The organism is uncultured Dysosmobacter sp. (assembly GCF_947631165.1).
Classification (GTDB): Bacteria; Bacillota; Clostridia; order Oscillospirales; family Oscillospiraceae; genus Oscillibacter.
In genome coordinates this window covers 107,025-125,188 of the sequence record NZ_CANRKH010000002.1, presented here as the reverse complement: position 1 = coordinate 125,188, position 18,164 = coordinate 107,025, and the positions used below count along the sequence as shown (strand labels likewise).

The following is an 18,164-nucleotide window of genomic DNA, read 5'->3' as shown; positions in this document are numbered from 1 at the left end:
ACCCCGGAAGCGGAAAAAATTTTTTCGTAGCTAAAGATAGGCCGGGCCTCGACGGACCCGCACCCCGGAAATTCCGCCAAAAGGACCCGCGCCCGCGGTCAAATTTCCGGGCCGTCGTCGCCGCCGTCGTCGGTTTCGTCGTCGATTTCGCCCGTGTCGGGGTCTATCTCGAACGCGCCCGCCAGCCTCTGCTTCGCAAGATTGTACTTGCGTTCTTCGAGGCGAACGCGTCGGCTTTCAAGTTCATATCCCTTGATAGAATCCAACAGCTTAATGATTCGCCCGTGTACTTTGTTCCACTCCGCTTCAAGCGTCATCACCCTGTCGAACGCGCTTCCCTTGATGACCGTTACAGTTCCGACGTTGTACCCTTGCTTTTCAAGGTCCCTTTGCCGGTCCCCGGTCATGTCCTGCAACGCGGCGATTTCCCGTTGCAGTTTGTCCAGCTTCTTTCTTTGCGAGGTCGTGGAGGGCTTTTCCCCGTCCATTTCCCACAATAGATCGTCCTGTTGTTTTTGCAGGGCTTCCAGCTTTTCTAATTGCTGTTGTAATCTTTCCTGCCCTTTCGGTGTCCGCACTTCAACGGTTCGGTCTATATACATAACGTCCGCCCCGGCCTTTTCCACGGCGGCGATTTTGCTTTGAAGGTCGATTTCCTTTGCGAACAGTAATTGCAGTTCGGCAAGCATATTCTTTTCGGTGTCAAGGGTGATCGCCTCGATATACTCCCGCTGTTCCGGGGGAAGGTCTGCAATGCGGACCGTAGAATATGCCCCGTGTGTTTCGGCGTTCTTATTGCCCGGCGGCGCGCCCGCTCCCGCGGCGTTCTTATTGCCCGGCTGTCCGCCGCGCTTCCGGGGCGGCTTGCTCTCTTCAAGGGTTTTCGCCCACCCGTCCGCGCTCTTCCATTTTCGGACCTGTTCGGGCTTCGTCCCGCCGACGGCCTCCGCAACCTGTCGGGCCGTCATCGTGCCGCCGGAATCAAGCCAAATTTTCCGGGCTTTTTCCCGCGCCTGGTTCCGCTCTCTTGCCACGCTCCGCACCTCCCTTCGTTTGTTTTTCATTTTTCGCCCTGCGCGTTCCCGCGGAAGCGCGCAAAAAACGGACCTTGCAAAAAACAAGGCCCGTTTACAGGCTTCGAGGCGGCGGGAGGAATCGCCGCCCCGAATCGTTTTACAATCTTTTCACTGTACCCATTTTAGCAGAAAAAACAGGCAATGGGTGGCAATCTTATTTTCGCGGGAATTGATACCGCGAAATCGCCTTGTTCCGGGCGAACCGCTCCGCCAAATGATCGAGGGCGGCGGCGCGGATATTGCGGCATTGCCGCGGGCTGTAATTGACCTGTTCCGAAATCTGTTCCCATTGCTGGCCGTTTATGTAGAACCCCAAAACAACCGCTTTTTCGCTGAACGCCAGCCGGTTCAACTCCGAAAGAATTTCCCCCCTGATTTGCTCCATGCGGGCGTTGTCCCGGCGGATTTCTTCGATGGTCTTTACAACCGAACGCGGGACGTTCAAAACGACGTTTTCAACCGGGCTTGACGTTCCGCCCTTCGCGCGGGGCATACCGTCCATTTTCATTCCGCCCAGCGTGTTATAATACTGATCTTCGAGGTTTTTTATAACCCGCTCGTTCAGCTTGATATTTTTCGGAATATCCCGGTAATAATGCAGAATCGAAATGACTTTTTCGCGTTTCATTGCCTGTTCCTCCGTGTTCCTATTCCTCCGCCGCGGGGAGGCTTCCATATACGGCGGGCGAACCTCCGTTGCTCCAGCCGCCTGATCTCCGCCCTGTAACGCTGTTCCATGAACCGCGCCCGCTCCCGGTTTTCCCGCCGGTTCTGGCGGCCCCATTCGGCCTTTTCCAGCGCCTCCGCGCATTGCTCTTTCAGGTCGTCGAATATATCATCAATCTTTCCGAATACCGCGGAAAGCGCGTCGGCAAGTTCCCCGATGATCTCCGCCAGCCTCTCCGCCGAAATGCCAGCCGCTTCGAGGATTTCCGCAAGGCCGCTTTTCGCGGGCGGCGATTCAAAGTATTCCCGCGGTTCCTTTTCCAGCTTGTACCCGTCGTCCATCGGTTCACCCCTCTTCCAGCCGGTTCAGGACGTACAAAAGCGCGTGAACGTCTTTGTCCCAATCTCTCGACGGCTCCCCGATTTCCGCTTTGCTCATGCAGTAGGAAAGAAAATCGTTTATCAGCTTCACGGCGCGTTCCGCCTCCGTTTCCGTCGGCTCCGCCGCGGGCGGGGAAGAGGCGGGCGGCTCCGCCGGTGCTGGAGGTTCCGGCGCGGGTTCCGTCGGCTCTTCCGCGGGCGCTTCCTGCGCGGGCGGCTCTTTCGGCCCTTCCTGCGGCCCTCCGTGGGCCTCCGTGGGCGTTTCCCGCGCGGGTGGTCCTTCCACCCGTCCGCGCGCTTCCGGCGCTTCCTGCGCGTCCTGCGCGGGCCGGGAGGGGGCAACCGCGGGCGGCGTGTCCCGCTCCGCCGGTTCCGCCGTGACCGGCGGGGGAGGGGGCGGGGCGGTTTCTGCCCGCTCCGCCGTGTCCGGCTTCCACGCCCGCGCGTCCTTGATGGAAATTGCGCCGGTCCGCTGATACTCCCGGAACGCCGCGGCCTGTTGCTCCGCCGTCAGGCCGGACAACTCATACGCCGCCGAAACATTGATTCGCTCCGCCCGCAATTCCTCCGCGAACGCCGGTTGCAGATTCCGAATGATCGCGTCATACCGTCCGATCTGCGCCGGGCTGGTGTGAAGCACTTTTGCGAGGAAATCCCGCGTCCCGTCAAACTGCACGTCGCCGCCGCTGAACACGGTTGCGACGATGTTTTGCAGGGCTTCGACGAACCGTGGTTTCGTTTTCGCTTTCTCCAACAGTTCCCGCATATACCGCACTTCTTCGATTCGGTCCCATGCGGTCTTTTCCCGCTGTGAATTCGTCACGATCAGCAAGAACCCGTCCCGTACTTCCTGATCTTCCGCCGCGGCCTCGTTCGGCTCCACGGCGCACGGCAAGAATTCATATTGCGGTTTCCCTTCTTCCACAAGGGCAAGGGAAGCAAGGCGGCGGCGGTGTCCCGCAATGACCTTGTATTTCCCGGCTTCGAGCGGGACGACGACAAGGTTTTGCAGGACCTTTCCGGCGACTTCGATTGCCGTTTTCAGTTCGTCGATCTCCCGCATGGAATAAAAATTGTCCTCCGACGGCACAAGGTCATAAACGCTGATTTTCTTTATTTCAGCTTCCGCCGGGCGCGCTTTCGGCTCACCGCCCGCGGCGGCTTTCCGTGAAGCGTCGTTCAAAATCTGATTCAAGTTGAATTTTCCCATTTTGCGCCCCTTTCTGTCCGAATCGGACAATCAGCAATGAACGCCGATTCTTCCGCGTCCTTTTATCGGCCTGAATGCCTTTCGGCATTCCTCCGCGCACCCGCAACCGGGATAATACCCCAAGCCGCAAAACCGCTTGTCCGTGAAGTCGTCAACGTCCAAATGGTCGCAAATTTCGCATTGATACGCGCGAATCTTCGCTTTGTTGTTTTTGCAGTATTCGGGGACGGCCTCTTTTTCTTCGATCATGCCTTGCCCCTCCCCAAATACTCCCGCACAAAGGCGATATAATCCATTGCCGCGGCGCTCCGTCGGCTGTATTCCGCAATGGGCGACTTCGCAAAGGTGCTTTCGGTGACTTTCTCCGAATAGCGAATGTGCGTTTTGAAAACCGGGTATTCGGGCTTGTCCTGCAACCACGCTTCGCCCTGCCTGTCCGCGTCCGTCCGCTGAAAACAGGTAATCAGGCAACCGGCCAGCCGCAACCGCGGGTTCAGGTCGTCCCGCGTATTGTCGATTTGCTCTTTCAGTTCCGCCAGCCCGTCAAAGGCGTATTCGTCAATCTTGATCGGAATAATCACTTCGTCGGAGGCGACAAGGGCGTTGATCGTGGAAATGTTTATATCCGGGGCGTTGTCGATAATGCAGTAATCGTAAAAATTTTCCGTCGCAATGGTGTTCAGCGCGGCGCGGAGGCGCGTTTGCTGGGGGCGCGTGCTGTCCATCAAAACTTCCATGTTCGCCCGAATCAGGGTCATATTTGCGGGCATTACGTCGATATTCTCGAACCGGGTTTTCCTGATGACCTCCCACGGGTCAAGCCGCCGGGCGGTCAGAACGTCCGAAATGCTCTTGTCGTCGTAGGAATGAACCCCGAACGCCTTTGACGTGTTGCCCTGTTTGTCGTTGTCGATCAGCAGAACCCGCGCGCCGTGATACGTTGCGAGGATGTGGGCCATGCTGTCGGCGGTCAGCGTCTTTGCAACGCCGCCTTTTAGGTTGATGATTGATATTGTTTTCACCGCGCAAACCTCCTATTTCGATTTTTCCCGCTCCCGGCGGGTGATTATTTGCGGACCTCCGCCGCCATTTCCGAAACCGTCCGGGACAATACAGCTTCCGCCCCTTCCGCCGCGTCCGTCAGCATGACAAGCGGCAAAATGCGGTTCAGGTTGCAAACGCCGTTCCACGTCTGCGCCTGTACGCCGATTCGGACCCCTTCGACGCGGTTATTCGGCCCCGTTGACGGGGTGAACGACACGTACACGCCGTTCAAAACCGCTTGCAAGATCGCTTCCGTCATTTCTGTTCCTCCCGCTCCATTTCGGCCCGCAAGTCCTCTTTGATGTAGTAATTCCGCCCATGATACCGGCAAATCTCTTCGGCCTTTCTCCCGAACGCTCCCCAGCCGCCGATCTCGACGATTCCCGGTGGCGCTTCCGCATAGTTCAGCTTCCCGATCTTGAAAAGGTCGATGTAATCGCAAGCCTGAATCAGTGAAAAAACCGCTTCCGGGTCAATGACGGGTTCGCAAGAAACCCACGTTTTGACCCCCTGCCATTTCGCCGCCTGTAACCCCGCCAGCCTCTCCAGCGCGGGCGCGGCGTTCGGCTCCGCCGCCGACGGCTTGAAATAGTCGTTTGTTGTGAACGTGACCCCGAACGAATCCCCGGAATCCAGCAAATCAAAGTCCCGTTCCGCCCGCAAGCCGCCCTTCGTCAGTATGTTTACATGGTTCCCGGATTCCTTGATTGCCTGAATCACGGCCCGCGTCGGTGTCGTGTCGATTTCGGCGGGGTATGGGTCGCACGTGAAGCAAAGGAAGATTGTTTTCCCGGTCATCTTCTCCCGCTCCAACTGTCGCCGGACGGCTTCGACGATTCCGGCCCGCGGTTTCGGATTGTCAAACCCGCAATCTTCGCCCGCTTTTGTCCACCGCTCTTTCATCTTCCGGGCGTAGCAGTAGGAACAACCGTGATTGCACCCGGTATAGATGTTCACGGCAAGTTCCCCATATTCGCCCGCACGCCCTTTCGGGGCATAGATGGGTTTATTCATTGTCTGAACCTCGCTTTCTTGCACCTTGACCGCTTCAAGCAGGAAAAACAGCGCGTATGCGGCCCGCGGCGGTCCCCGATGGTGCAAATGATCTTCCGTTCTTTGTCCCGCCTCCCGTGCGCGCAACCGGCGCATTTCCCGAAAGACGGGCATTCCCGGCAAGTTGTGTATTCCCGCGGCATTCTTCCCGCCTCACTTCCGGCGGCGCTTTTTCCGCCGCTTCTTCGCCTTGCGGAAGGGGGCCGCGGGCGGCTCCGCCGGGGCGGGAGGTTCCGGCGGAGGTATGACCTCTTCCGAAATCACTTCGATTTCCTCCACGTCCGCCGGGTGAAACACAATAGCCGCGCCGGGGTCGTATTTCTCCGCCGCCCAATCCGCCTTGAATTTTTCAAGGTCGTTTTTGTACCGGGGGAACGGGTGGACCTGTTCGGAATAGTAAAGCGCCATCATCATTTTTTCGTCGTCCGGCGCGTTCCAGTCCTGCAAGTGATAACCGCTGTGCTGGTCGTACTCCCAAAGGGTCGCCCGAATAATCAGGCCGTCGAAATACTCATTCGCGCGCTGGATATTCTCGAAATCCCGGTATGTCATGCCCTGCCCGGCGCACCGCTCCCGGATTTCCTGAATGGTTTTCCCGCCCGTTTTCAGGCGGCATTTTACGACTTTCGGTTGATAGTTCATATTTTTTCACCCGCTCGAATCAGAATATTTGTGTTTGGTCCGTGTCCTGTTCCGCCGGTCTGATATTCTGCTGGGTGTTCAGCGCCCGGCGGCAAGCCTCTGTGATCTCTTCGAGGCGGTCAACGAAACGGTCATCCACGACGCTATAAGGAAATATCACCGCGGCAATCAGCAACCCGGTTTTTGCGACGATGTATGAAAGCCCGTCCGCGGTCTGTCTCTCGAATAGCTGTGTTACCTCCAGCACGTCCTCCAACGGCAACAAATACTTGCTTTGAATGAAGATGATTCCGCTTCGCGTTTTCAGCGGCTTCACTTCAATTCCGCTGTATATGATCGAAACGTCATCTTCCGTTATCAGCCGTTCCGCCGGGTCCGTGTCGTCAAAGTTCACTGTTTCCGGCATTTCAACCCGCCGAATGCTGAATTTTTCCCGTTGCTTTTCGGTTATGTCGAACACGGCGCAAAGGGTTTCTTCGTCCAGTACGGGAATCCCGTTCAGCGGGTAGGCCGCGTAACCGTCGCCCATCCATTTCCCCAAAAGTTCGCCGCCCTCTCCGATCTTGTCGAACAGTCGGAAAATCCCGGTCCTTTTGCATAGGGCAACCAGCTTTTTCATTTTCACGGCGTTTCGCTCCCTTCCGCCGGTTCCTCCCAATTCCACCAGCCTTGATTCCCGCGGGCCGGAATCGGTTTTTCAAAGCGCACGGGGTCTTTCAGGACCCACGCGAACCGCCCCGGCGAATAGTCGCCGAACAGCTTTTCACTTGCCGTCAGGCTGTCCACGATCTCTTCAACGGGGACGCAATCGACAATTTCGACGGTCCCGATCACGGCCCCGAAATCTTGCGGCCAGTCCGCCGGTAACAGGTGATAAAGAATCTCCATGTCCTCGACGCTCCAAATGCGCTTTGCCGCATGGACCGCGACGCGGCCCCGAATGTTCGTCCGCCGCGGGCGGGTTTCGTACCCTTTCAGCCCGGCGACGATTGCGAACGCGTAAGGCTGAAATACCGTAAAGGCTTTCATACCGGCGCGGCCCCCTCTCCCGGAATGACCGTGATTTTCCGATTTGCGAACCACTCCGCTTCAACCTCCGTCGGCGTGTCGGTCGTCAGGTTCCACAACTTGAACGCCCTATGCGTCCCGCTCGACGGGTCCCAACGCTCGAACCTGTACCGGCTCCGCTGTCTGTGCCGGTCCTCCGCGTCAAAGATCGTCCCCGGAATCAGGTTCAGCGGCGCGCCGTCGGCGGCGCGGGCCGTCTGTATCTTCATTCCTGTTCCTTCTTTCCGTTGTAGATAACCACCATTGACGGGAAGGGGGCGGGCGGGTATGCGTTGCCCGCTTCGTCTGTGAAGTGCAACCGCCCGCGAATAAACCTGATTTCTGCTTTCCCGTATATGTAGTCGTGAAAATACGTCGTGTCCGTCCGGGCCGGAATCAGCAGAACAACGGTTGTTCCGGCTTGTGCCTCTTGAAACGCCTTGCGAACCCATTTGCCAAGATCGCGCCCATACGGAGGGTTGCAGAATACAGGACCCCCCCGCAACATTCCACGGGCTTTTCAGCCCGTCGGTTTCCGGGGTGTAGTACGCCGGGCATTTTGCGTTTTCCGCGGTCGCCGCCGCGTCAAGGGTGAACCCGAATTCTTCGTTCAGCCGGTCGAAAAATTCTTGCGGCGTGCAATAGTCCATTTTCTTGCTGGACAAAAGCGCGGCATTCATCATCGGCCCGCCTCTTTCTCTTTGCCCTCTTTCCACGTGTTCAGGGCGGAAAGCACGTCAACTTCCGTTGCCCCTTCAATCTCGATGTGCCGCCGCTCCCCGATTGCCCAGCCGGTGATCTTCCGTTTCGGCGGCTTCTTTGCGGCGGCGGCGACGATGTTTTGCAAAACCCCGCCGACGGCCAGAATCAGGATGACCGTTCCGGCCCACGTCCAAAAACTCGAAAAGATAACTGCCATTGAAAAAACCTCCTTCAAAAAAGTGTTTCTTGTCCGATGTTCTCCAAGTCCTGAAACCGTATTTGCGCCATGACCCCGGCAAGCCTCTTCGACGCGGCTTGCCAGTAATCCGGGTCCGCCTCGAATGCGAGGAAGTCAAAGCCCATTTCATAACAGGCAATACAGCTTGACCCGCTCCCGGCGTGTGTATCAAGTATCTTGTCGCCGGGGCGCGCGTAGTTCCCCAAAATCCATTTATACAGGCGGACCGGCTTTTGCGTCGGGTGTATGGTTTCCCCCGTCGCTCTGCAACGCGGCCCGGTTGATGACGACAACCCGCGTCGGGCAATCGAACGACGAATACGCAAGTTCGCAATCGGACTGTGAAAGCCCGTGCTGGCCCTTGTCCCAAACAATCCAGCCCCGCGTGCCGCGGTTCAGGGAAGGGACAAAATAGTTCCCACCGAAAATGATTTGATTTTCGGAAACCCGCTCCAACTCCCGGAAGTATTCGGGCGGCGGCGGTTCTTTGTCCCAGCCCTTCCGGGCGTGAAATTTGCGGTTGTGCTTTACGTTGTCGTGAACCCGCTTCCGCTGTCCGTCGTGGCCGATTCCATACGGCGGGTCCGTGATCGCAAGTTGAAAGAATTTGTCCGGGATTTCTCGCATTGCCTCCATGCAATCGGCGTTGTAAATTCGGTTCAGGTCAAACACGGTTATTCCCCGCGGCCCCGCAAGGTCAGCATTTTTTCCCGAACCAGCTTGTCAACCACCCGTCCGGGCGACTTCAACCCGGCAATCAGCATAATCCGTTCGAGGTTATACGCCGTCTGCGGTGTGACCCGGACCGTCAATTTCCGCGTTGGCTTCCTGTTCTGTCCCATTCCCGCCGAACCTCCATTCTTTCGTGTTTGGGTTGCCATGAATCCACCGCCGCCCGGCTTCGTGCGTGAAGTCCAAAAAGAGGACCGCGCCATTGAACCGAACCCGGAACGCTTCGAGGTCCGCCGCCGTCACGTACTTTCGCCCGATCAGCTTTTTCATGTCCCGCCATACCTCCCACGGCACAAAGAAAAAGTCGTTTCGGATTCCCACGCATACCGCGGACAGCGCGCCCCGCTCCGCGTGCTGTGCAAGGGCCTTTTGCTGTTCGTCGGTGACGGTTTCCCGCGTCATGCGGTCCGTCGTGGTATATTTCGCCTCGAACACGATTGACCGCCCGCCCGCAAGCGTCCCTTGAAAATCAGGCTGGGCGCGGGCCGTGAACCTCCCGTTGAATATCCCGTTCCCCAGCTTCTTTAGAACCCTGAACGGTTCCGGGGTTTTGTCAACCGTGGCCAGCCCCCGCTGGTCGTAGAACACGCACCCGGCTTTTATGTACCCCTCGAACGAATGCCCCTGCGCGTTGTTGACCTTGTTTTGATACTGCAAGGCCAGCTTCTTTTGGTCTATCTGCATACTTCACCCGCTTTCCGTCGGTCGTACTCCCGGCACGGGAACGGTTCTGATTCGTGGCATTCCTCGCAACAGGCTTCGCAAGTGTAAAGCCCCCGCCGGTTATAGGGACACGGGAGAATCGCGGTGATCTCCCGCCCGCACTTCCAACAGGTCAGCGGCCCCGCCGCGGGCCGTTCCGTTCTATCCATAATCCGCCGCCCCTTTCTCCCGCTCCAGCGCCTGAATTGCCCGGCGTAACGACTGAATGTGACCGTTCCGCCATGACAGCGAACCGGGGCGGATTTCCGTTATCATGTATTCGAGGTTCCATATATCCCGGTCAATCCCCGGCCCTTCCGGGCAGTTTTTCAAAAGTTCGCCTTGCCGGAATACCCGCTTCCGCTCATATTCCGCCCGGTTCATTCCCGGCCCCTCCGCTTTTCGTCCTCCGTCGCTTTCATGTCGGCGGCGTGGAGGGCGTACACAAGGGGCGATTTGCTCATTGCCTCCGAAAGTGTCCGGCTCCCGCCGCGGGCCGCGTCATCATACGCCCCCATGTGCCAGCGGATTGCCAGCGCCTCTTCATCGGTCAGCGGCATAAACCGCCCGATCAGGAACGCCGATTTCTCCCCGTGGCCGAACGGGAAGCGGTCTTTGACCCTGTACCGCGGCGCGCCGTCCGCGCCCGGCTCCGTCGGCTCGTAATAGTTCGCCTTGCAAACGTCGTGAAGCAGGGCGCAAATTGCCCGGCTTTCCGGCTCTCCGGGGCGGGAGGGGTCCGCAATCAGGGCGTAATACACGTTCAAGCTGTGTTCGACAAGCCCGCCCGGATATGCCCCGTGAAACTTCGTGGAGGCCGGGGCGCTGAAAAAGTCCGTCGATTCCAGCCACCTCAAAAGGTCCGGCGCTCCCGCTCGGCTGATCTGCGTTGTGTAAATTTCCCTGAACCTCTGTTCGTTCGTCATGTCGGTTTCCCCCTTCATAGTTCAACGATTCCGCCGATTCGGTCCACGTCCGCCGCCGTGACCGTCCGCCGCCGCAATATCCCCGCGATTGCTTCCCCGAACCGCTCCCAGCGGTCGGAAATCATCGTGAAATAGCGCAATTCCGGGTTCAGCTTTGCCCGGATTGCAAGGTTCCGCACGTCCTCGCCGGTGATCTCCTTTTCGATCTTGTAAACGGCGACTTGCCCGGTGTATTTGTTGACCTCCCGGCAAACGGCAATCAGCTTCATTCGCGGCCCGGCGGAAGGGGCCTGGGCCTCCCGGTCCTCCGCGTCCCGCTCCCGGTGACAATCGCATATTTCGCCCGCGTCGATGTGTGCGCCGCACCGCGGGCATTCCCTGTAAGGCGTTCGCGTTCCCATGTCTGCACCCCCTATTCCTTTTTCCTCAATTTCAGATAGATTGACCAGCCCGTTAAATCGTTGTGTTCGTATGTGACCCCGTAAACGTCGTCCGTCAGGGTCCAGCCCGGATATTTCCGTTCCCAAAACGCCCGGCCCGGTCGCTCCCGTGCGATTTTCTCGATCTGCCGCCGGTTGTACCGCCCGTCGTTGGTCCGGCTTTGCGGCTTTTCGAGGTTGTGGGAAGAGGACCAACGCTTTTTCCCCGCGGCCTGTTTCACAAGGTAGGTGCAAAGGGCGCTGATTCCGTTTTCGTCCCCCTGCAACCTGTCCGCATTGCAAAAGCCGATCTTGTCCCCCTGTTTCTGTCCCTTTCGCTTCCGCTTCCTCCATAGGCTTTCCACGGTGTCGCGGTCAAGCCCGCCGGACATAATGATATGATGATGAATCCGAACCGGCTTTTCCCCGTCCTTCCCGGTGCTGTACGCGGTGACAAGCATATATTTTAGGGGCGGCAACCCCTCTTTCTTCCGGGTGTACTGGACCCGGCGGAGGTAGTTTGTCACTTCCTTTTCCGCGGCCTCAATGGTCGGCGGAAGATACTTCCGGCCATACGTGGCCGTCACGTGCAACGCGTCCGGGTCATCCCCGAAATTCAAGTTCGCTTGCTGGGTGAAATACCGGCGGGCGTTCTTGTCGTTCAGGTTCTTTTGTTTCGGCTCCGATTCCCGGACCTTCTTTGACCGCTTCCCACGGCTGGCCGCTGTCCTCTGCGCGTCCGAATAGGGGAATATATCGACTTCCCGATATTGTGACCCGCAAAAGATTTTCTTTTCTCGCATGAAACTTCGCACAACGCTTCACCCTCTTTCTGTGAAAGATGAAGCGGGCGTGTCGGTCCTTCCTGCGCCCCCAATGACGGGGAAGGGTGGAGCGGGACCCCCGGCCCCATGACCCCCGGTTTTCGCTGTTCAGCGTGACAAGGCTTTGCAGGAAAGATAATACCCATTACAAGCCCGCCACGCCGCATTAAAACGGCGTTTTTTGTTGACTTTTCCGCCGATTTGTGCTATACTTTTGATAGGTTGATAGATGATATTTTTTCATCGGCGGAATCCGCTTCGCCGGGCTGTGGGAGGCCCGGCGGGGCGGTTTCTTTTATGCTGTTTTTGCGGCGGCGGGGAGGGGGTCAGCCCTCCGCCGCGCCGGTTTCGTCGGTTCTGCTTTTCTGCGCGTCGATCACTTCCGCGAACATACGGGCAAGGGCCGCGGCCATTGCGTCGCCCCGAATTTCCGGGTCGAATTCGTCCAGCGTCTGCAAGATCGCGTCGGCGGCTTCGCCGATGGTATCTTGCCGGGCCTCTTCCGCGGTCGCCTCTTCGTCGATGACAGATACCAAGATTCCAGATTTGAAATTACAAAGCGGGCGAACGCCGTAGTAGCCGTCGTACGCGCTGCTGTCGAGCAGCGTGCCGGAGGAAGCGACGAGGCGGGCATAATTCCGATATTCCGGGAGGCAACTAAACGGGGTAAGTGTCCAGCACCATTCGTCCACAAGGGGAATCAGGCGGCGGAAGCGCCGGTAAAGATCGCACGTCAGCAGGGCCACCCGGTCCGTCGCGGTCCCGTAGTCCGTCATTCCGTCGTCGGCGGTCAAGTCGCTTTCAAACTCCATGAAAGCGTCACGGTCCGCGCCCTCCGCAACCAGCGCGTCAAGGAACGGCCCGTTCAACTCCCGGCGCAAGCTGGACGCGCGCCAGTCGTTGCAGTTGTCATCGTCGAACGCCCGGTTGAAAACGGAGTTCGCGGCAATGGCCAGCGTCCCTCCGTCGCCGCGGGCGGTCGTCAGCTTGACCCATTCGATTCCCCCATACAGGAAGCGCGCCCCAGCGTCCACGGCGCAAAGCTGATATTTTTTCGTTATCATGGTGAATCCCCCTTAATATTTCGGCTTGTAGCCGTTTTTTACGTCCCTGAACACGTCCCGGACGGTCTGCCCGGCGGCGTAGTAGATGACCGGGAGGAAGAGGGCCAGCGCCTCCCCGCCGATTGCGAAATAACCCCGCTCCGCGTAGGCATACCGCGCGCCCACGATATACAGGGCGATTCCCGCCGCGGTCAGCACGGCATATTTCAGCACGTTCACGATCAGCGCCCGGCGGCGCTTGCCCTTGTACCGCTCCGCGCGGGCTTGTCCCGCTCGAACGGTCGCGGCCCTTGTCCGCGCCTGTGTCTGTGTCATTTCTCTTTAACCTCCGTTTCAAAGTGAAGTCCGGCTTTGAAAGCCTCAATACAGCGTTCCGCGATAAGGTCGTGCAACCTTCGCAACTCGACAAGATCGTTCATGCTCCCGCCCCGCATAGGCGCGGGCCGCTTCCCGATCTCTTCCGCTCTCTCGATCAGCCCTTGAATTCGGGCGTTCATTCCCGCCGCGTCCATGCGTCAAGCCTCCGAAAGCACTTGCGCCCGCTCGACGCGTTCGGCCTCCGCAATAACGACGGCCCGCCGGTTCTTGTCCAACAGTTCCAGCGTGACGCGGACGTTCACCCCGTCCGGGGCCTTGCGATAGATGACCGCCGTTATTTTCGGGTAGACAATCCCGTTGAAAACAACCGGCGCTTCCTCCATCATTGCGGCTTTGACTTCATTTCCCTTCATCTTTCGCACCGCCCTTCCGGGAAACCTCATACGTCGCCCCGTACCGGCGGCGCTTGCACCGCCAGCACGTGATCTTCATATTGACCCCGCCGCCGATGCGCTTTATTTCGTGCCGTCCGGCCTTTTTGATTTCGAGGAAGCAGGGCAAGCAGAATTGACGTTCCACGCCTCTTCACCCCCTCCCGCCGCGCCGGGAGGACCGGCACGTTTTCCAGTGTGACGCATAGGCAACGGGAAGGTCGCGGGATTCCTCTTCCGGGCGGGCGGCACGGCCTCGAATCACCGCGTTTTCGCCCTCTTCGTATGTATAGAACGAATCTGTCCCGCCGCCCTCGATCACGAACACGGGTTCAGTGTCCACGGGGACCGGCTTTCCGTCTGCGCTGTACGCCCAGCCGATTTCCTGCCCGCAATAGCGGCAAACGCTCATTGCAAAAGCCCTCTTTCCGCGCTGGCCTTTGCGCCGATCTCCAGCATTCCGCGGAGAAAAACCAACGTGTCCCGGTCCGCTTCCGCTTCCGCCTCCCATTTCAAAACCTCTTCCGGCTTCATCTTCCGGGCGGTCAGCGTGGAGATTCCGCACCAATAGTCGCCGGGGCGGATTCCGTATTGCTTGCAATACCGCCGCTTCGCCTGTTCGCCGGTCGCGGCCTGAATGTGAAGCACATTCCGCCCGGCGCGGGAAACTGCATAGACGTTTTGCGGCCTGTCCTTTTTCACGATCTGCGCCATGTCGCACCGCCTTTCCGTCAGGTCCACAACCGCCGCGCAATGCAGACGGCTTCCGGGCTGTATTCATTGCCCGGCCTGAAATAAACGACGTATTCGTGAAACGGCGCGGTTTTCCACAGCATATCAGCGAACCGAACGCCGTTCCGCCATGCTGTCTGGCGGTCCCGCTCCAAACGGACCCGCCGGGCCTCTTCCTCGCTCTCGAACCGCTCGAACAGGCACGAACCCCCGGCAATGTCCAGCGTTGCGCGGGACGATAAGAGGTCATGCGGCGCGGGTTCGTACACGGTCCATTCGGCTTTCCCGTCGCCCTTCCGTGAAACCTTCATGTAGAACGGGCCGGTCCAGTCCGGGAAGGGAATCTTCACTTTCATTCCGCCGCCTCCATTCTCAACCACCAGCCGGGGTTGTTCCGCTGATCGTTGTTCGGGCAGTTCTCCGCGTCGCAATTCTCCGCGGCGCACCCGTCGCAAAACGCCCGGTGAAATGCTGTGTCCCACGGCCCTTCAAGGCACGGGAGGGACCCCAAGAATTCGCCCAGCGTTTCCGGGCTTTCGGTGATCTTTTCAAAGTTCGTCATCCCGCTTCGCCTCCGTCGATAGCCGCCGCGACGCTCTTTCCGCGCCGCCGCAAGTTTTCTTGAAACCTCTGTTGTGCGATAACCGGGTTATAGGCGGGCCGCTTGCTATGGTTCAAAAGAACCCGCCCGTCGTCGCCGACGGATTCGCCGCGCTTCAACTCCCGGTAAACCGCCGCCGTGGTTACGCCCACTTCGTCGGCAATGTCGGCAACCCGCGCGTTCTCCGCGTACCGGGCCGCAATCAGCTTCCGGGCCGAAAAATCAATCATCTTGTATCGCCGCACCGCTTTTCACCCCCGTTTCGTCGGCAATTCCCCTTGTTTTGTGATAAAAAAATAAGTGCGGAAGGTTCTTTGAACCTCTCGCACTTAATATTACAATCTCCGCAGATCGCCATCGGAGCAGCTGACACTTGACATTCCTGGCCGCAGACACTATAATATTAGCCTGCCATAATGTGTGTAGAGGGCTTTTTCCCTCAAAAGATAGCAGAAAGGATTTGCTGCCATGGAAAGAGAATACAAGATGAGCGCCGCCCGCGCCCAGGAACTGCAGGAGGAACTGAATTACCTGAAGACCACCCGCTCTGACGAGGTGGCCGAGCAGATCAAGGTGGCCCGGGGCTTCGGTGACCTGAGCGAAAACAGCGAGTATGACGAGGCCAAGAACGAGCAGGGCAAGCTGTACTCCCGCATCGCCGAGCTGGAAGAGATCGTCCAGCACATCGTGATCGTGGACGAGAGCAACGCCTCCACAAACGAAGTCACCATCGGCTGCTCCGTTACCGTGGCGGATGCCTCCGGCCGGGAGCTGCCCCCGTATAAGATCGTCGGCTCCCAGGAGTCCGACCCCATGCATGGGATCATTTCCGAGGAATCCCCCTTCGGCAAGGCGCTGCTGGGCGCCAAGGAAGGGGACACCGTGACCGTGGAGGCCCCCAGCGGCAATATCGTCTACACGGTGAAGAAGATCGAGAGGTAAGCAGCCATGTCTGAACAGAAGAACGCCCAGCAGCCTCAGGAGCAGGACCTGAGCCAGCAGACCAGGGTCCGCCGGGAAAAGCTGGCCTCCCTCCAGGCCGAGGGCCAGGACCCCTTCCAGCAGACCCGCTTTGCCTGGGACGCCACGTCCCAGCAGATCAAGGACCAATTCGACGCCATGGAGGGCAGGACCGTGAAGGTGGCCGGCCGTCTGATGAGCAAGCGGGGCATGGGCAAGGTCAGTTTCTGCGACCTCCAGGACCGGGACGGCCGCATCCAGCTCTACGCCCGCCAGGACGAAATGGACGAGGCGGTCTATAAGCAGTTCAAGAAATACGACATCGGCGATATCGTGGGCGTGGAAGGCGAGGTCTTCCGCACCCAGCGGGGGGAAATGAGCGTCCGGGCCAAGGACATCACCCTGCTCGCCAAGTCCCTGCTGCCCCTGCCGGAGAAGTTCCATGGCCTCCAGGACAAGGAGCTCCGCTACCGCCAGCGGTATGTGGATTTGATGGTGAACCCGGAGGTGAAGCGAAACTTCGTGATCCGCTCCCGGTTCATCAAGCACGTCCGGGAGTTCATGGACGGCCGGGGCTTCATGGAGGTGGAGACCCCGGTGCTGAACACCATCTCCGGCGGGGCCACCGCCCGGCCCTTCATAACCCATCACAACACCCTGGATATCGACATGTACATGCGCATCGCCACGGAGCTGCCGCTGAAGCGGCTGATCGTGGGCGGCATGGACCGGGTGTATGAGATCGGCCGCATCTTCCGCAACGAGGGCATGGACCCCAAGCACAACCCCGAGTTCACCACCATCGAGCTCTATCAGGCCTACGCCGATTTCAACGATATGATGGACCTGTTTGAGGACCTGCTGTCCTCCGCCGCCCAGAAGATCCTGGGGACCTATCAGGTGGAGTGGCAGGGGGAGCAGATCGACCTGACCCCCGGCTGGCCCAGGATGCCCATGCACGAGGCGGTAAAGCAGTACTGCGGCATTGACTTCATGAGCATTACCTCCGACGAGGAGGCAGTGGCCGCCGCCAAATCCATCGGCGTGGAGCTGCCGGAGACGGCGGACAAGACCTGGGGCAACGCCCTGTACGAGTGCTTTGACCAAAGGGTGGAGGAGAAGCTGGTCCAGCCCACCTTTATCACCATGCACCCGGTGGACGTGTCCCCCCTGGCGAAGCGTTCCCCCAAGGATCCCCGGCTCACCGAGCGGTTCGAGCTGTTCATCTGCCGCAGCGAAATGGGCAACGCCTTCTCCGAGCTGAACGACCCCATCGACCAGCGCCAGCGGTTCCAGAAGCAGGTGGAGCTGCGGGACAAGGGTGACGACGAGGCCGGGATGATGGACGAGGACTTCCTCACCGCCCTGGAGTACGGGATGCCCCCCACTGGCGGCCTAGGCATCGGCATCGACCGCTGCGTCATGCTGCTGACCGGCGCGGACACCATCCGGGAAGTCATTCTCTTCCCGACAATGAAGCCGCTGGATTAGAATTTCTGCAAAAATATTCGATTATTTGAAAAGTATCGAAGAAAGAGCGGCATAATTTCCTTGATTTGTTGTGATACAGAAAATGTGATTTTAGGTTTTGCGACAGATTTACGACAAACGAAAAGGATTTGGTATAGCAGAAGAAGTACCAGCCAAAAGGCTGGTACTTCTTACTGTTTTTCAGATGGGAGATTCGATATGAGAGAGGGAATCTTAATCCCAGATATGCAAAGTGGTCGTGCCGATATCCATTTCAACAGTGATGACTGCTATGGTGGTCTCCACTGCGGCACTACAATGGAGGTCTGGTGGAATGATCACTGGAAACCCACTCGTATTGAAATGAAGGGGTAAGATTGGTATCTGGTGGGAGTTAAAACGCCGGATATCCTTGGCCTGAAAGTCCGAATCTGACCGCCTATACCGCTATGCTCTCCAAGGCCGGCTGCATCGCTGTCAGTTTGGCCGAGGCTATTCCAGTGTCGTGGAGCCAAGCCTCCAACTCGGCCCCGGTGAGAATCACCGGCATCCGGTCATGGACGTTGATAATGGTATCGTTGGGCGCTGTGGTCAGGACCACAAATCGTTCCTCGCCCTGAAAGGCACTCCAAAGGCCGGCCAGGTAGAGCACATCTTTGCCCGACAATCGAAAGTGGTACTTGGTTTTCCGCTTATCCCATTCGTAAAAGCCCGTGGTAGGTACCACACACCGCCGCTCCAGTAGGGACCGGCGAAACATGGGCTTATCCAAAGCCGTCTCGCCCCGTGCGTTGATAATGACCCCCCTGCCTTTGAAACTGGGAAATCCCCAGGTCATCGGCTTGGGGGCCATTTTTTGTTTTCCAGCATCAGGATCGGGGCTGAGTTGGTAGGAAATATCTCTCCCGTATGGATACTGGAAGCGC

32 protein-coding genes and 2 pseudogenes are annotated in these 18,164 nt (G+C 58.5%); 3 read left to right on the top strand and 31 right to left on the bottom strand.

The window, feature by feature from the left end; genetic code table 11:
- Nucleotides 1-98 precede the first annotated feature (98 nt).
- The 30 genes and pseudogenes from terS to Q0Z69_RS01760 form a co-directional block, all read right to left on the bottom strand.
- Nucleotides 99-1,034 (bottom strand): phage terminase small subunit, encoded by a 936-nt coding sequence (terS, locus tag Q0Z69_RS01905; RefSeq protein WP_298029314.1) that lies wholly within the window; start codon nucleotides 1,032-1,034, stop codon nucleotides 99-101.
- A gap of 196 nt (nucleotides 1,035-1,230) precedes the next feature.
- Entirely contained in the window at nucleotides 1,231-1,704 is a 474-nt protein-coding gene (locus Q0Z69_RS01900; protein WP_298029312.1) for a hypothetical protein, read from the bottom strand.
- Complete coding sequence (locus Q0Z69_RS01895; RefSeq protein WP_298029310.1) at nucleotides 1,701-2,084, bottom strand: hypothetical protein; 384 nt, start codon at nucleotides 2,082-2,084, stop codon at nucleotides 1,701-1,703. The genes Q0Z69_RS01900 and Q0Z69_RS01895 overlap by 4 nt, the downstream gene beginning before the upstream one ends.
- A 4-nt stretch (nucleotides 2,085-2,088) precedes the next feature.
- On the bottom strand, nucleotides 2,089-3,318 hold the full coding sequence (locus Q0Z69_RS01890) for a ParB N-terminal domain-containing protein (protein WP_298029308.1): 1,230 nt from the start codon (nucleotides 3,316-3,318) through the stop codon (nucleotides 2,089-2,091).
- A gap of 45 nt (nucleotides 3,319-3,363) precedes the next feature.
- The gene (locus Q0Z69_RS01885; RefSeq protein ID WP_298029306.1) at nucleotides 3,364-3,582 is read right to left on the bottom strand and encodes a hypothetical protein; all 219 of its coding nucleotides are present in this window, start codon (nucleotides 3,580-3,582) and stop codon (nucleotides 3,364-3,366) included.
- The gene (locus Q0Z69_RS01880) at nucleotides 3,579-4,355 is read right to left on the bottom strand and encodes a ParA family protein (RefSeq protein ID WP_298029304.1); all 777 of its coding nucleotides are present in this window, start codon (nucleotides 4,353-4,355) and stop codon (nucleotides 3,579-3,581) included. Before Q0Z69_RS01880 ends, Q0Z69_RS01885 begins: the two co-directional genes overlap by 4 nt.
- A 44-nt stretch (nucleotides 4,356-4,399) precedes the next feature.
- The gene (locus Q0Z69_RS01875; RefSeq protein WP_298029302.1) at nucleotides 4,400-4,636 is read right to left on the bottom strand and encodes a hypothetical protein; all 237 of its coding nucleotides are present in this window, start codon (nucleotides 4,634-4,636) and stop codon (nucleotides 4,400-4,402) included.
- On the bottom strand, nucleotides 4,633-5,544 hold the full coding sequence (locus tag Q0Z69_RS01870) for a DUF5131 family protein (RefSeq protein ID WP_298029421.1): 912 nt from the start codon (nucleotides 5,542-5,544) through the stop codon (nucleotides 4,633-4,635). Before Q0Z69_RS01870 ends, Q0Z69_RS01875 begins: the two co-directional genes overlap by 4 nt.
- A 39-nt stretch (nucleotides 5,545-5,583) precedes the next feature.
- Complete coding sequence (locus Q0Z69_RS01865) at nucleotides 5,584-6,072, bottom strand: hypothetical protein (protein WP_298029300.1); 489 nt, start codon at nucleotides 6,070-6,072, stop codon at nucleotides 5,584-5,586.
- A 19-nt stretch (nucleotides 6,073-6,091) separates the two neighbouring features.
- Nucleotides 6,092-6,697, bottom strand: coding sequence for a hypothetical protein (locus tag Q0Z69_RS01860; RefSeq protein WP_298029298.1), 606 nt, complete (start codon nucleotides 6,695-6,697; stop codon nucleotides 6,092-6,094).
- Complete coding sequence (locus Q0Z69_RS01855; protein WP_298029295.1) at nucleotides 6,694-7,101, bottom strand: ASCH domain-containing protein; 408 nt, start codon at nucleotides 7,099-7,101, stop codon at nucleotides 6,694-6,696. Before Q0Z69_RS01855 ends, Q0Z69_RS01860 begins: the two co-directional genes overlap by 4 nt.
- Nucleotides 7,098-7,349 carry a hypothetical protein gene (locus tag Q0Z69_RS01850; RefSeq protein ID WP_298029425.1) on the bottom strand — a complete coding sequence of 84 codons (252 nt, stop codon included), beginning with the start codon at nucleotides 7,347-7,349 and terminating at the stop codon, nucleotides 7,098-7,100. Before Q0Z69_RS01850 ends, Q0Z69_RS01855 begins: the two co-directional genes overlap by 4 nt.
- The gene (locus Q0Z69_RS01845; RefSeq protein ID WP_298029419.1) at nucleotides 7,346-7,627 is read right to left on the bottom strand and encodes a DNA N-6-adenine-methyltransferase; all 282 of its coding nucleotides are present in this window, start codon (nucleotides 7,625-7,627) and stop codon (nucleotides 7,346-7,348) included. Before Q0Z69_RS01845 ends, Q0Z69_RS01850 begins: the two co-directional genes overlap by 4 nt.
- A 52-nt stretch (nucleotides 7,628-7,679) precedes the next feature.
- Nucleotides 7,680-7,769: pseudogene (locus Q0Z69_RS01840) on the bottom strand (adenine methyltransferase); the annotation flags it as partial.
- A 29-nt stretch (nucleotides 7,770-7,798) separates the two neighbouring features.
- Nucleotides 7,799-8,038, bottom strand: coding sequence for a hypothetical protein (locus Q0Z69_RS01835; RefSeq protein ID WP_298029293.1), 240 nt, complete (start codon nucleotides 8,036-8,038; stop codon nucleotides 7,799-7,801).
- Nucleotides 8,039-8,052: 14 nt separating this feature from the next.
- Entirely contained in the window at nucleotides 8,053-8,265 is a 213-nt protein-coding gene (locus Q0Z69_RS01830) for a hypothetical protein (RefSeq protein ID WP_298029291.1), read from the bottom strand.
- A gap of 7 nt (nucleotides 8,266-8,272) precedes the next feature.
- Complete coding sequence (locus Q0Z69_RS01825) at nucleotides 8,273-8,731, bottom strand: hypothetical protein (protein WP_298029289.1); 459 nt, start codon at nucleotides 8,729-8,731, stop codon at nucleotides 8,273-8,275.
- A gap of 105 nt (nucleotides 8,732-8,836) precedes the next feature.
- Nucleotides 8,837-9,475 carry a Holliday junction resolvase RecU gene (locus Q0Z69_RS01820; RefSeq protein WP_298029287.1) on the bottom strand — a complete coding sequence of 213 codons (639 nt, stop codon included), beginning with the start codon at nucleotides 9,473-9,475 and terminating at the stop codon, nucleotides 8,837-8,839.
- A 398-nt stretch (nucleotides 9,476-9,873) separates the two neighbouring features.
- The gene (locus Q0Z69_RS01815) at nucleotides 9,874-10,419 is read right to left on the bottom strand and encodes a hydrolase (RefSeq protein ID WP_298029285.1); all 546 of its coding nucleotides are present in this window, start codon (nucleotides 10,417-10,419) and stop codon (nucleotides 9,874-9,876) included.
- A gap of 14 nt (nucleotides 10,420-10,433) precedes the next feature.
- Nucleotides 10,434-10,820 (bottom strand): hypothetical protein, encoded by a 387-nt coding sequence (locus tag Q0Z69_RS01810; RefSeq protein ID WP_298029283.1) that lies wholly within the window; start codon nucleotides 10,818-10,820, stop codon nucleotides 10,434-10,436.
- An 11-nt stretch (nucleotides 10,821-10,831) separates the two neighbouring features.
- A complete protein-coding gene (locus Q0Z69_RS01805; protein WP_298029280.1) occupies nucleotides 10,832-11,641 on the bottom strand; it encodes a hypothetical protein in 810 nt (269 codons plus the stop codon).
- A 347-nt stretch (nucleotides 11,642-11,988) separates the two neighbouring features.
- Nucleotides 11,989-12,726, bottom strand: coding sequence for a mucin-5AC (locus Q0Z69_RS01800; RefSeq protein ID WP_298029278.1), 738 nt, complete (start codon nucleotides 12,724-12,726; stop codon nucleotides 11,989-11,991).
- A 12-nt stretch (nucleotides 12,727-12,738) separates the two neighbouring features.
- Nucleotides 12,739-13,041 (bottom strand): hypothetical protein, encoded by a 303-nt coding sequence (locus tag Q0Z69_RS01795; protein WP_298029276.1) that lies wholly within the window; start codon nucleotides 13,039-13,041, stop codon nucleotides 12,739-12,741.
- Complete coding sequence (locus tag Q0Z69_RS01790) at nucleotides 13,038-13,238, bottom strand: hypothetical protein (protein WP_298029274.1); 201 nt, start codon at nucleotides 13,236-13,238, stop codon at nucleotides 13,038-13,040. The genes Q0Z69_RS01795 and Q0Z69_RS01790 overlap by 4 nt, the downstream gene beginning before the upstream one ends.
- Nucleotides 13,239-13,241: 3 nt before the next feature.
- Complete coding sequence (locus tag Q0Z69_RS01785; protein ID WP_298029272.1) at nucleotides 13,242-13,457, bottom strand: hypothetical protein; 216 nt, start codon at nucleotides 13,455-13,457, stop codon at nucleotides 13,242-13,244.
- Nucleotides 13,458-13,629: 172 nt separating this feature from the next.
- Nucleotides 13,630-13,887, bottom strand: a complete 258-nt coding sequence (locus Q0Z69_RS01780) for a hypothetical protein (RefSeq protein WP_298029270.1) — start codon at nucleotides 13,885-13,887, stop codon at nucleotides 13,630-13,632.
- Complete coding sequence (locus Q0Z69_RS01775) at nucleotides 13,884-14,189, bottom strand: hypothetical protein (protein WP_298029268.1); 306 nt, start codon at nucleotides 14,187-14,189, stop codon at nucleotides 13,884-13,886. The genes Q0Z69_RS01780 and Q0Z69_RS01775 overlap by 4 nt, the downstream gene beginning before the upstream one ends.
- 17 nt (nucleotides 14,190-14,206) lie before the next feature.
- Entirely contained in the window at nucleotides 14,207-14,563 is a 357-nt protein-coding gene (locus Q0Z69_RS01770) for a hypothetical protein (RefSeq protein ID WP_298029266.1), read from the bottom strand.
- On the bottom strand, nucleotides 14,560-14,769 hold the full coding sequence (locus Q0Z69_RS01765) for a hypothetical protein (protein WP_298029264.1): 210 nt from the start codon (nucleotides 14,767-14,769) through the stop codon (nucleotides 14,560-14,562). The genes Q0Z69_RS01770 and Q0Z69_RS01765 overlap by 4 nt, the downstream gene beginning before the upstream one ends.
- A complete protein-coding gene (locus Q0Z69_RS01760) occupies nucleotides 14,766-15,038 on the bottom strand; it encodes a hypothetical protein (RefSeq protein WP_298029262.1) in 273 nt (90 codons plus the stop codon). Before Q0Z69_RS01760 ends, Q0Z69_RS01765 begins: the two co-directional genes overlap by 4 nt.
- A 238-nt stretch (nucleotides 15,039-15,276) precedes the next feature.
- On the opposite strand from Q0Z69_RS01760, the gene greA reads away from it, so the two are divergent.
- The 3 genes and pseudogenes from greA to Q0Z69_RS01745 form a co-directional block, all read left to right on the top strand.
- Nucleotides 15,277-15,750, top strand: coding sequence for a transcription elongation factor GreA (gene greA, locus Q0Z69_RS01755; protein WP_298029260.1), 474 nt, complete (start codon nucleotides 15,277-15,279; stop codon nucleotides 15,748-15,750).
- 6 nt (nucleotides 15,751-15,756) lie between these two features.
- Nucleotides 15,757-17,259, top strand: a complete 1,503-nt coding sequence (lysS, locus tag Q0Z69_RS01750) for a lysine--tRNA ligase (protein ID WP_298029258.1) — start codon at nucleotides 15,757-15,759, stop codon at nucleotides 17,257-17,259.
- A 198-nt stretch (nucleotides 17,260-17,457) separates the two neighbouring features.
- Nucleotides 17,458-17,610, top strand: a pseudogene (locus Q0Z69_RS01745) (DUF5348 domain-containing protein); the annotation flags it as partial.
- A gap of 67 nt (nucleotides 17,611-17,677) precedes the next feature.
- Here Q0Z69_RS01745 and Q0Z69_RS01740 read toward each other — a convergent pair.
- Nucleotides 17,678-18,091, bottom strand: a complete 414-nt coding sequence (locus Q0Z69_RS01740) for an SOS response-associated peptidase (protein WP_298029254.1) — start codon at nucleotides 18,089-18,091, stop codon at nucleotides 17,678-17,680.
- Between the last annotated feature and the right edge of the window lie 73 nt (nucleotides 18,092-18,164).

What these genes read in the sequence shown, in the direction of transcription:
- Q0Z69_RS01900 (WP_298029312.1), bottom strand. Translation starts at nt 1,704, where the DNA reads ATGAAACGCGAAAAAGTCATTTCGATTCTGCATTATTACCGGGATATT.
- Q0Z69_RS01895 (WP_298029310.1), bottom strand. Translation starts at nt 2,084, where the DNA reads ATGGACGACGGGTACAAGCTGGAAAAGGAACCGCGGGAATACTTTGAA.
- Q0Z69_RS01885 (WP_298029306.1), bottom strand. Translation starts at nt 3,582, where the DNA reads ATGATCGAAGAAAAAGAGGCCGTCCCCGAATACTGCAAAAACAACAAA.
- Q0Z69_RS01875 (WP_298029302.1), bottom strand. Translation starts at nt 4,636, where the DNA reads ATGACGGAAGCGATCTTGCAAGCGGTTTTGAACGGCGTGTACGTGTCG.
- Q0Z69_RS01870 (WP_298029421.1), bottom strand. Translation starts at nt 5,544, where the DNA reads ATGCCCGTCTTTCGGGAAATGCGCCGGTTGCGCGCACGGGAGGCGGGA.
- Q0Z69_RS01865 (WP_298029300.1), bottom strand. Translation starts at nt 6,072, where the DNA reads ATGAACTATCAACCGAAAGTCGTAAAATGCCGCCTGAAAACGGGCGGG.
- Q0Z69_RS01855 (WP_298029295.1), bottom strand. Translation starts at nt 7,101, where the DNA reads ATGAAAGCCTTTACGGTATTTCAGCCTTACGCGTTCGCAATCGTCGCC.
- Q0Z69_RS01850 (WP_298029425.1), bottom strand. Translation starts at nt 7,349, where the DNA reads ATGAAGATACAGACGGCCCGCGCCGCCGACGGCGCGCCGCTGAACCTG.
- Q0Z69_RS01845 (WP_298029419.1), bottom strand. Translation starts at nt 7,627, where the DNA reads ATGTTGCGGGGGGGTCCTGTATTCTGCAACCCTCCGTATGGGCGCGAT.
- Q0Z69_RS01835 (WP_298029293.1), bottom strand. Translation starts at nt 8,038, where the DNA reads ATGGCAGTTATCTTTTCGAGTTTTTGGACGTGGGCCGGAACGGTCATC.
- Q0Z69_RS01820 (WP_298029287.1), bottom strand. Translation starts at nt 9,475, where the DNA reads ATGCAGATAGACCAAAAGAAGCTGGCCTTGCAGTATCAAAACAAGGTC.
- Q0Z69_RS01815 (WP_298029285.1), bottom strand. Translation starts at nt 10,419, where the DNA reads ATGACGAACGAACAGAGGTTCAGGGAAATTTACACAACGCAGATCAGC.
- Q0Z69_RS01810 (WP_298029283.1), bottom strand. Translation starts at nt 10,820, where the DNA reads ATGGGAACGCGAACGCCTTACAGGGAATGCCCGCGGTGCGGCGCACAC.
- Q0Z69_RS01805 (WP_298029280.1), bottom strand. Translation starts at nt 11,641, where the DNA reads ATGCGAGAAAAGAAAATCTTTTGCGGGTCACAATATCGGGAAGTCGAT.
- Q0Z69_RS01800 (WP_298029278.1), bottom strand. Translation starts at nt 12,726, where the DNA reads ATGATAACGAAAAAATATCAGCTTTGCGCCGTGGACGCTGGGGCGCGC.
- Q0Z69_RS01795 (WP_298029276.1), bottom strand. Translation starts at nt 13,041, where the DNA reads ATGACACAGACACAGGCGCGGACAAGGGCCGCGACCGTTCGAGCGGGA.
- Q0Z69_RS01790 (WP_298029274.1), bottom strand. Translation starts at nt 13,238, where the DNA reads ATGGACGCGGCGGGAATGAACGCCCGAATTCAAGGGCTGATCGAGAGA.
- Q0Z69_RS01785 (WP_298029272.1), bottom strand. Translation starts at nt 13,457, where the DNA reads ATGAAGGGAAATGAAGTCAAAGCCGCAATGATGGAGGAAGCGCCGGTT.
- Q0Z69_RS01780 (WP_298029270.1), bottom strand. Translation starts at nt 13,887, where the DNA reads ATGAGCGTTTGCCGCTATTGCGGGCAGGAAATCGGCTGGGCGTACAGC.
- Q0Z69_RS01775 (WP_298029268.1), bottom strand. Translation starts at nt 14,189, where the DNA reads ATGGCGCAGATCGTGAAAAAGGACAGGCCGCAAAACGTCTATGCAGTT.
- Q0Z69_RS01770 (WP_298029266.1), bottom strand. Translation starts at nt 14,563, where the DNA reads ATGAAAGTGAAGATTCCCTTCCCGGACTGGACCGGCCCGTTCTACATG.
- Q0Z69_RS01765 (WP_298029264.1), bottom strand. Translation starts at nt 14,769, where the DNA reads ATGACGAACTTTGAAAAGATCACCGAAAGCCCGGAAACGCTGGGCGAA.
- Q0Z69_RS01760 (WP_298029262.1), bottom strand. Translation starts at nt 15,038, where the DNA reads ATGATTGATTTTTCGGCCCGGAAGCTGATTGCGGCCCGGTACGCGGAG.
- greA (WP_298029260.1), top strand. Translation starts at nt 15,277, where the DNA reads ATGGAAAGAGAATACAAGATGAGCGCCGCCCGCGCCCAGGAACTGCAG.
- lysS (WP_298029258.1), top strand. Translation starts at nt 15,757, where the DNA reads ATGTCTGAACAGAAGAACGCCCAGCAGCCTCAGGAGCAGGACCTGAGC.
- Q0Z69_RS01740 (WP_298029254.1), bottom strand. Translation starts at nt 18,091, where the DNA reads ATGGCCCCCAAGCCGATGACCTGGGGATTTCCCAGTTTCAAAGGCAGG.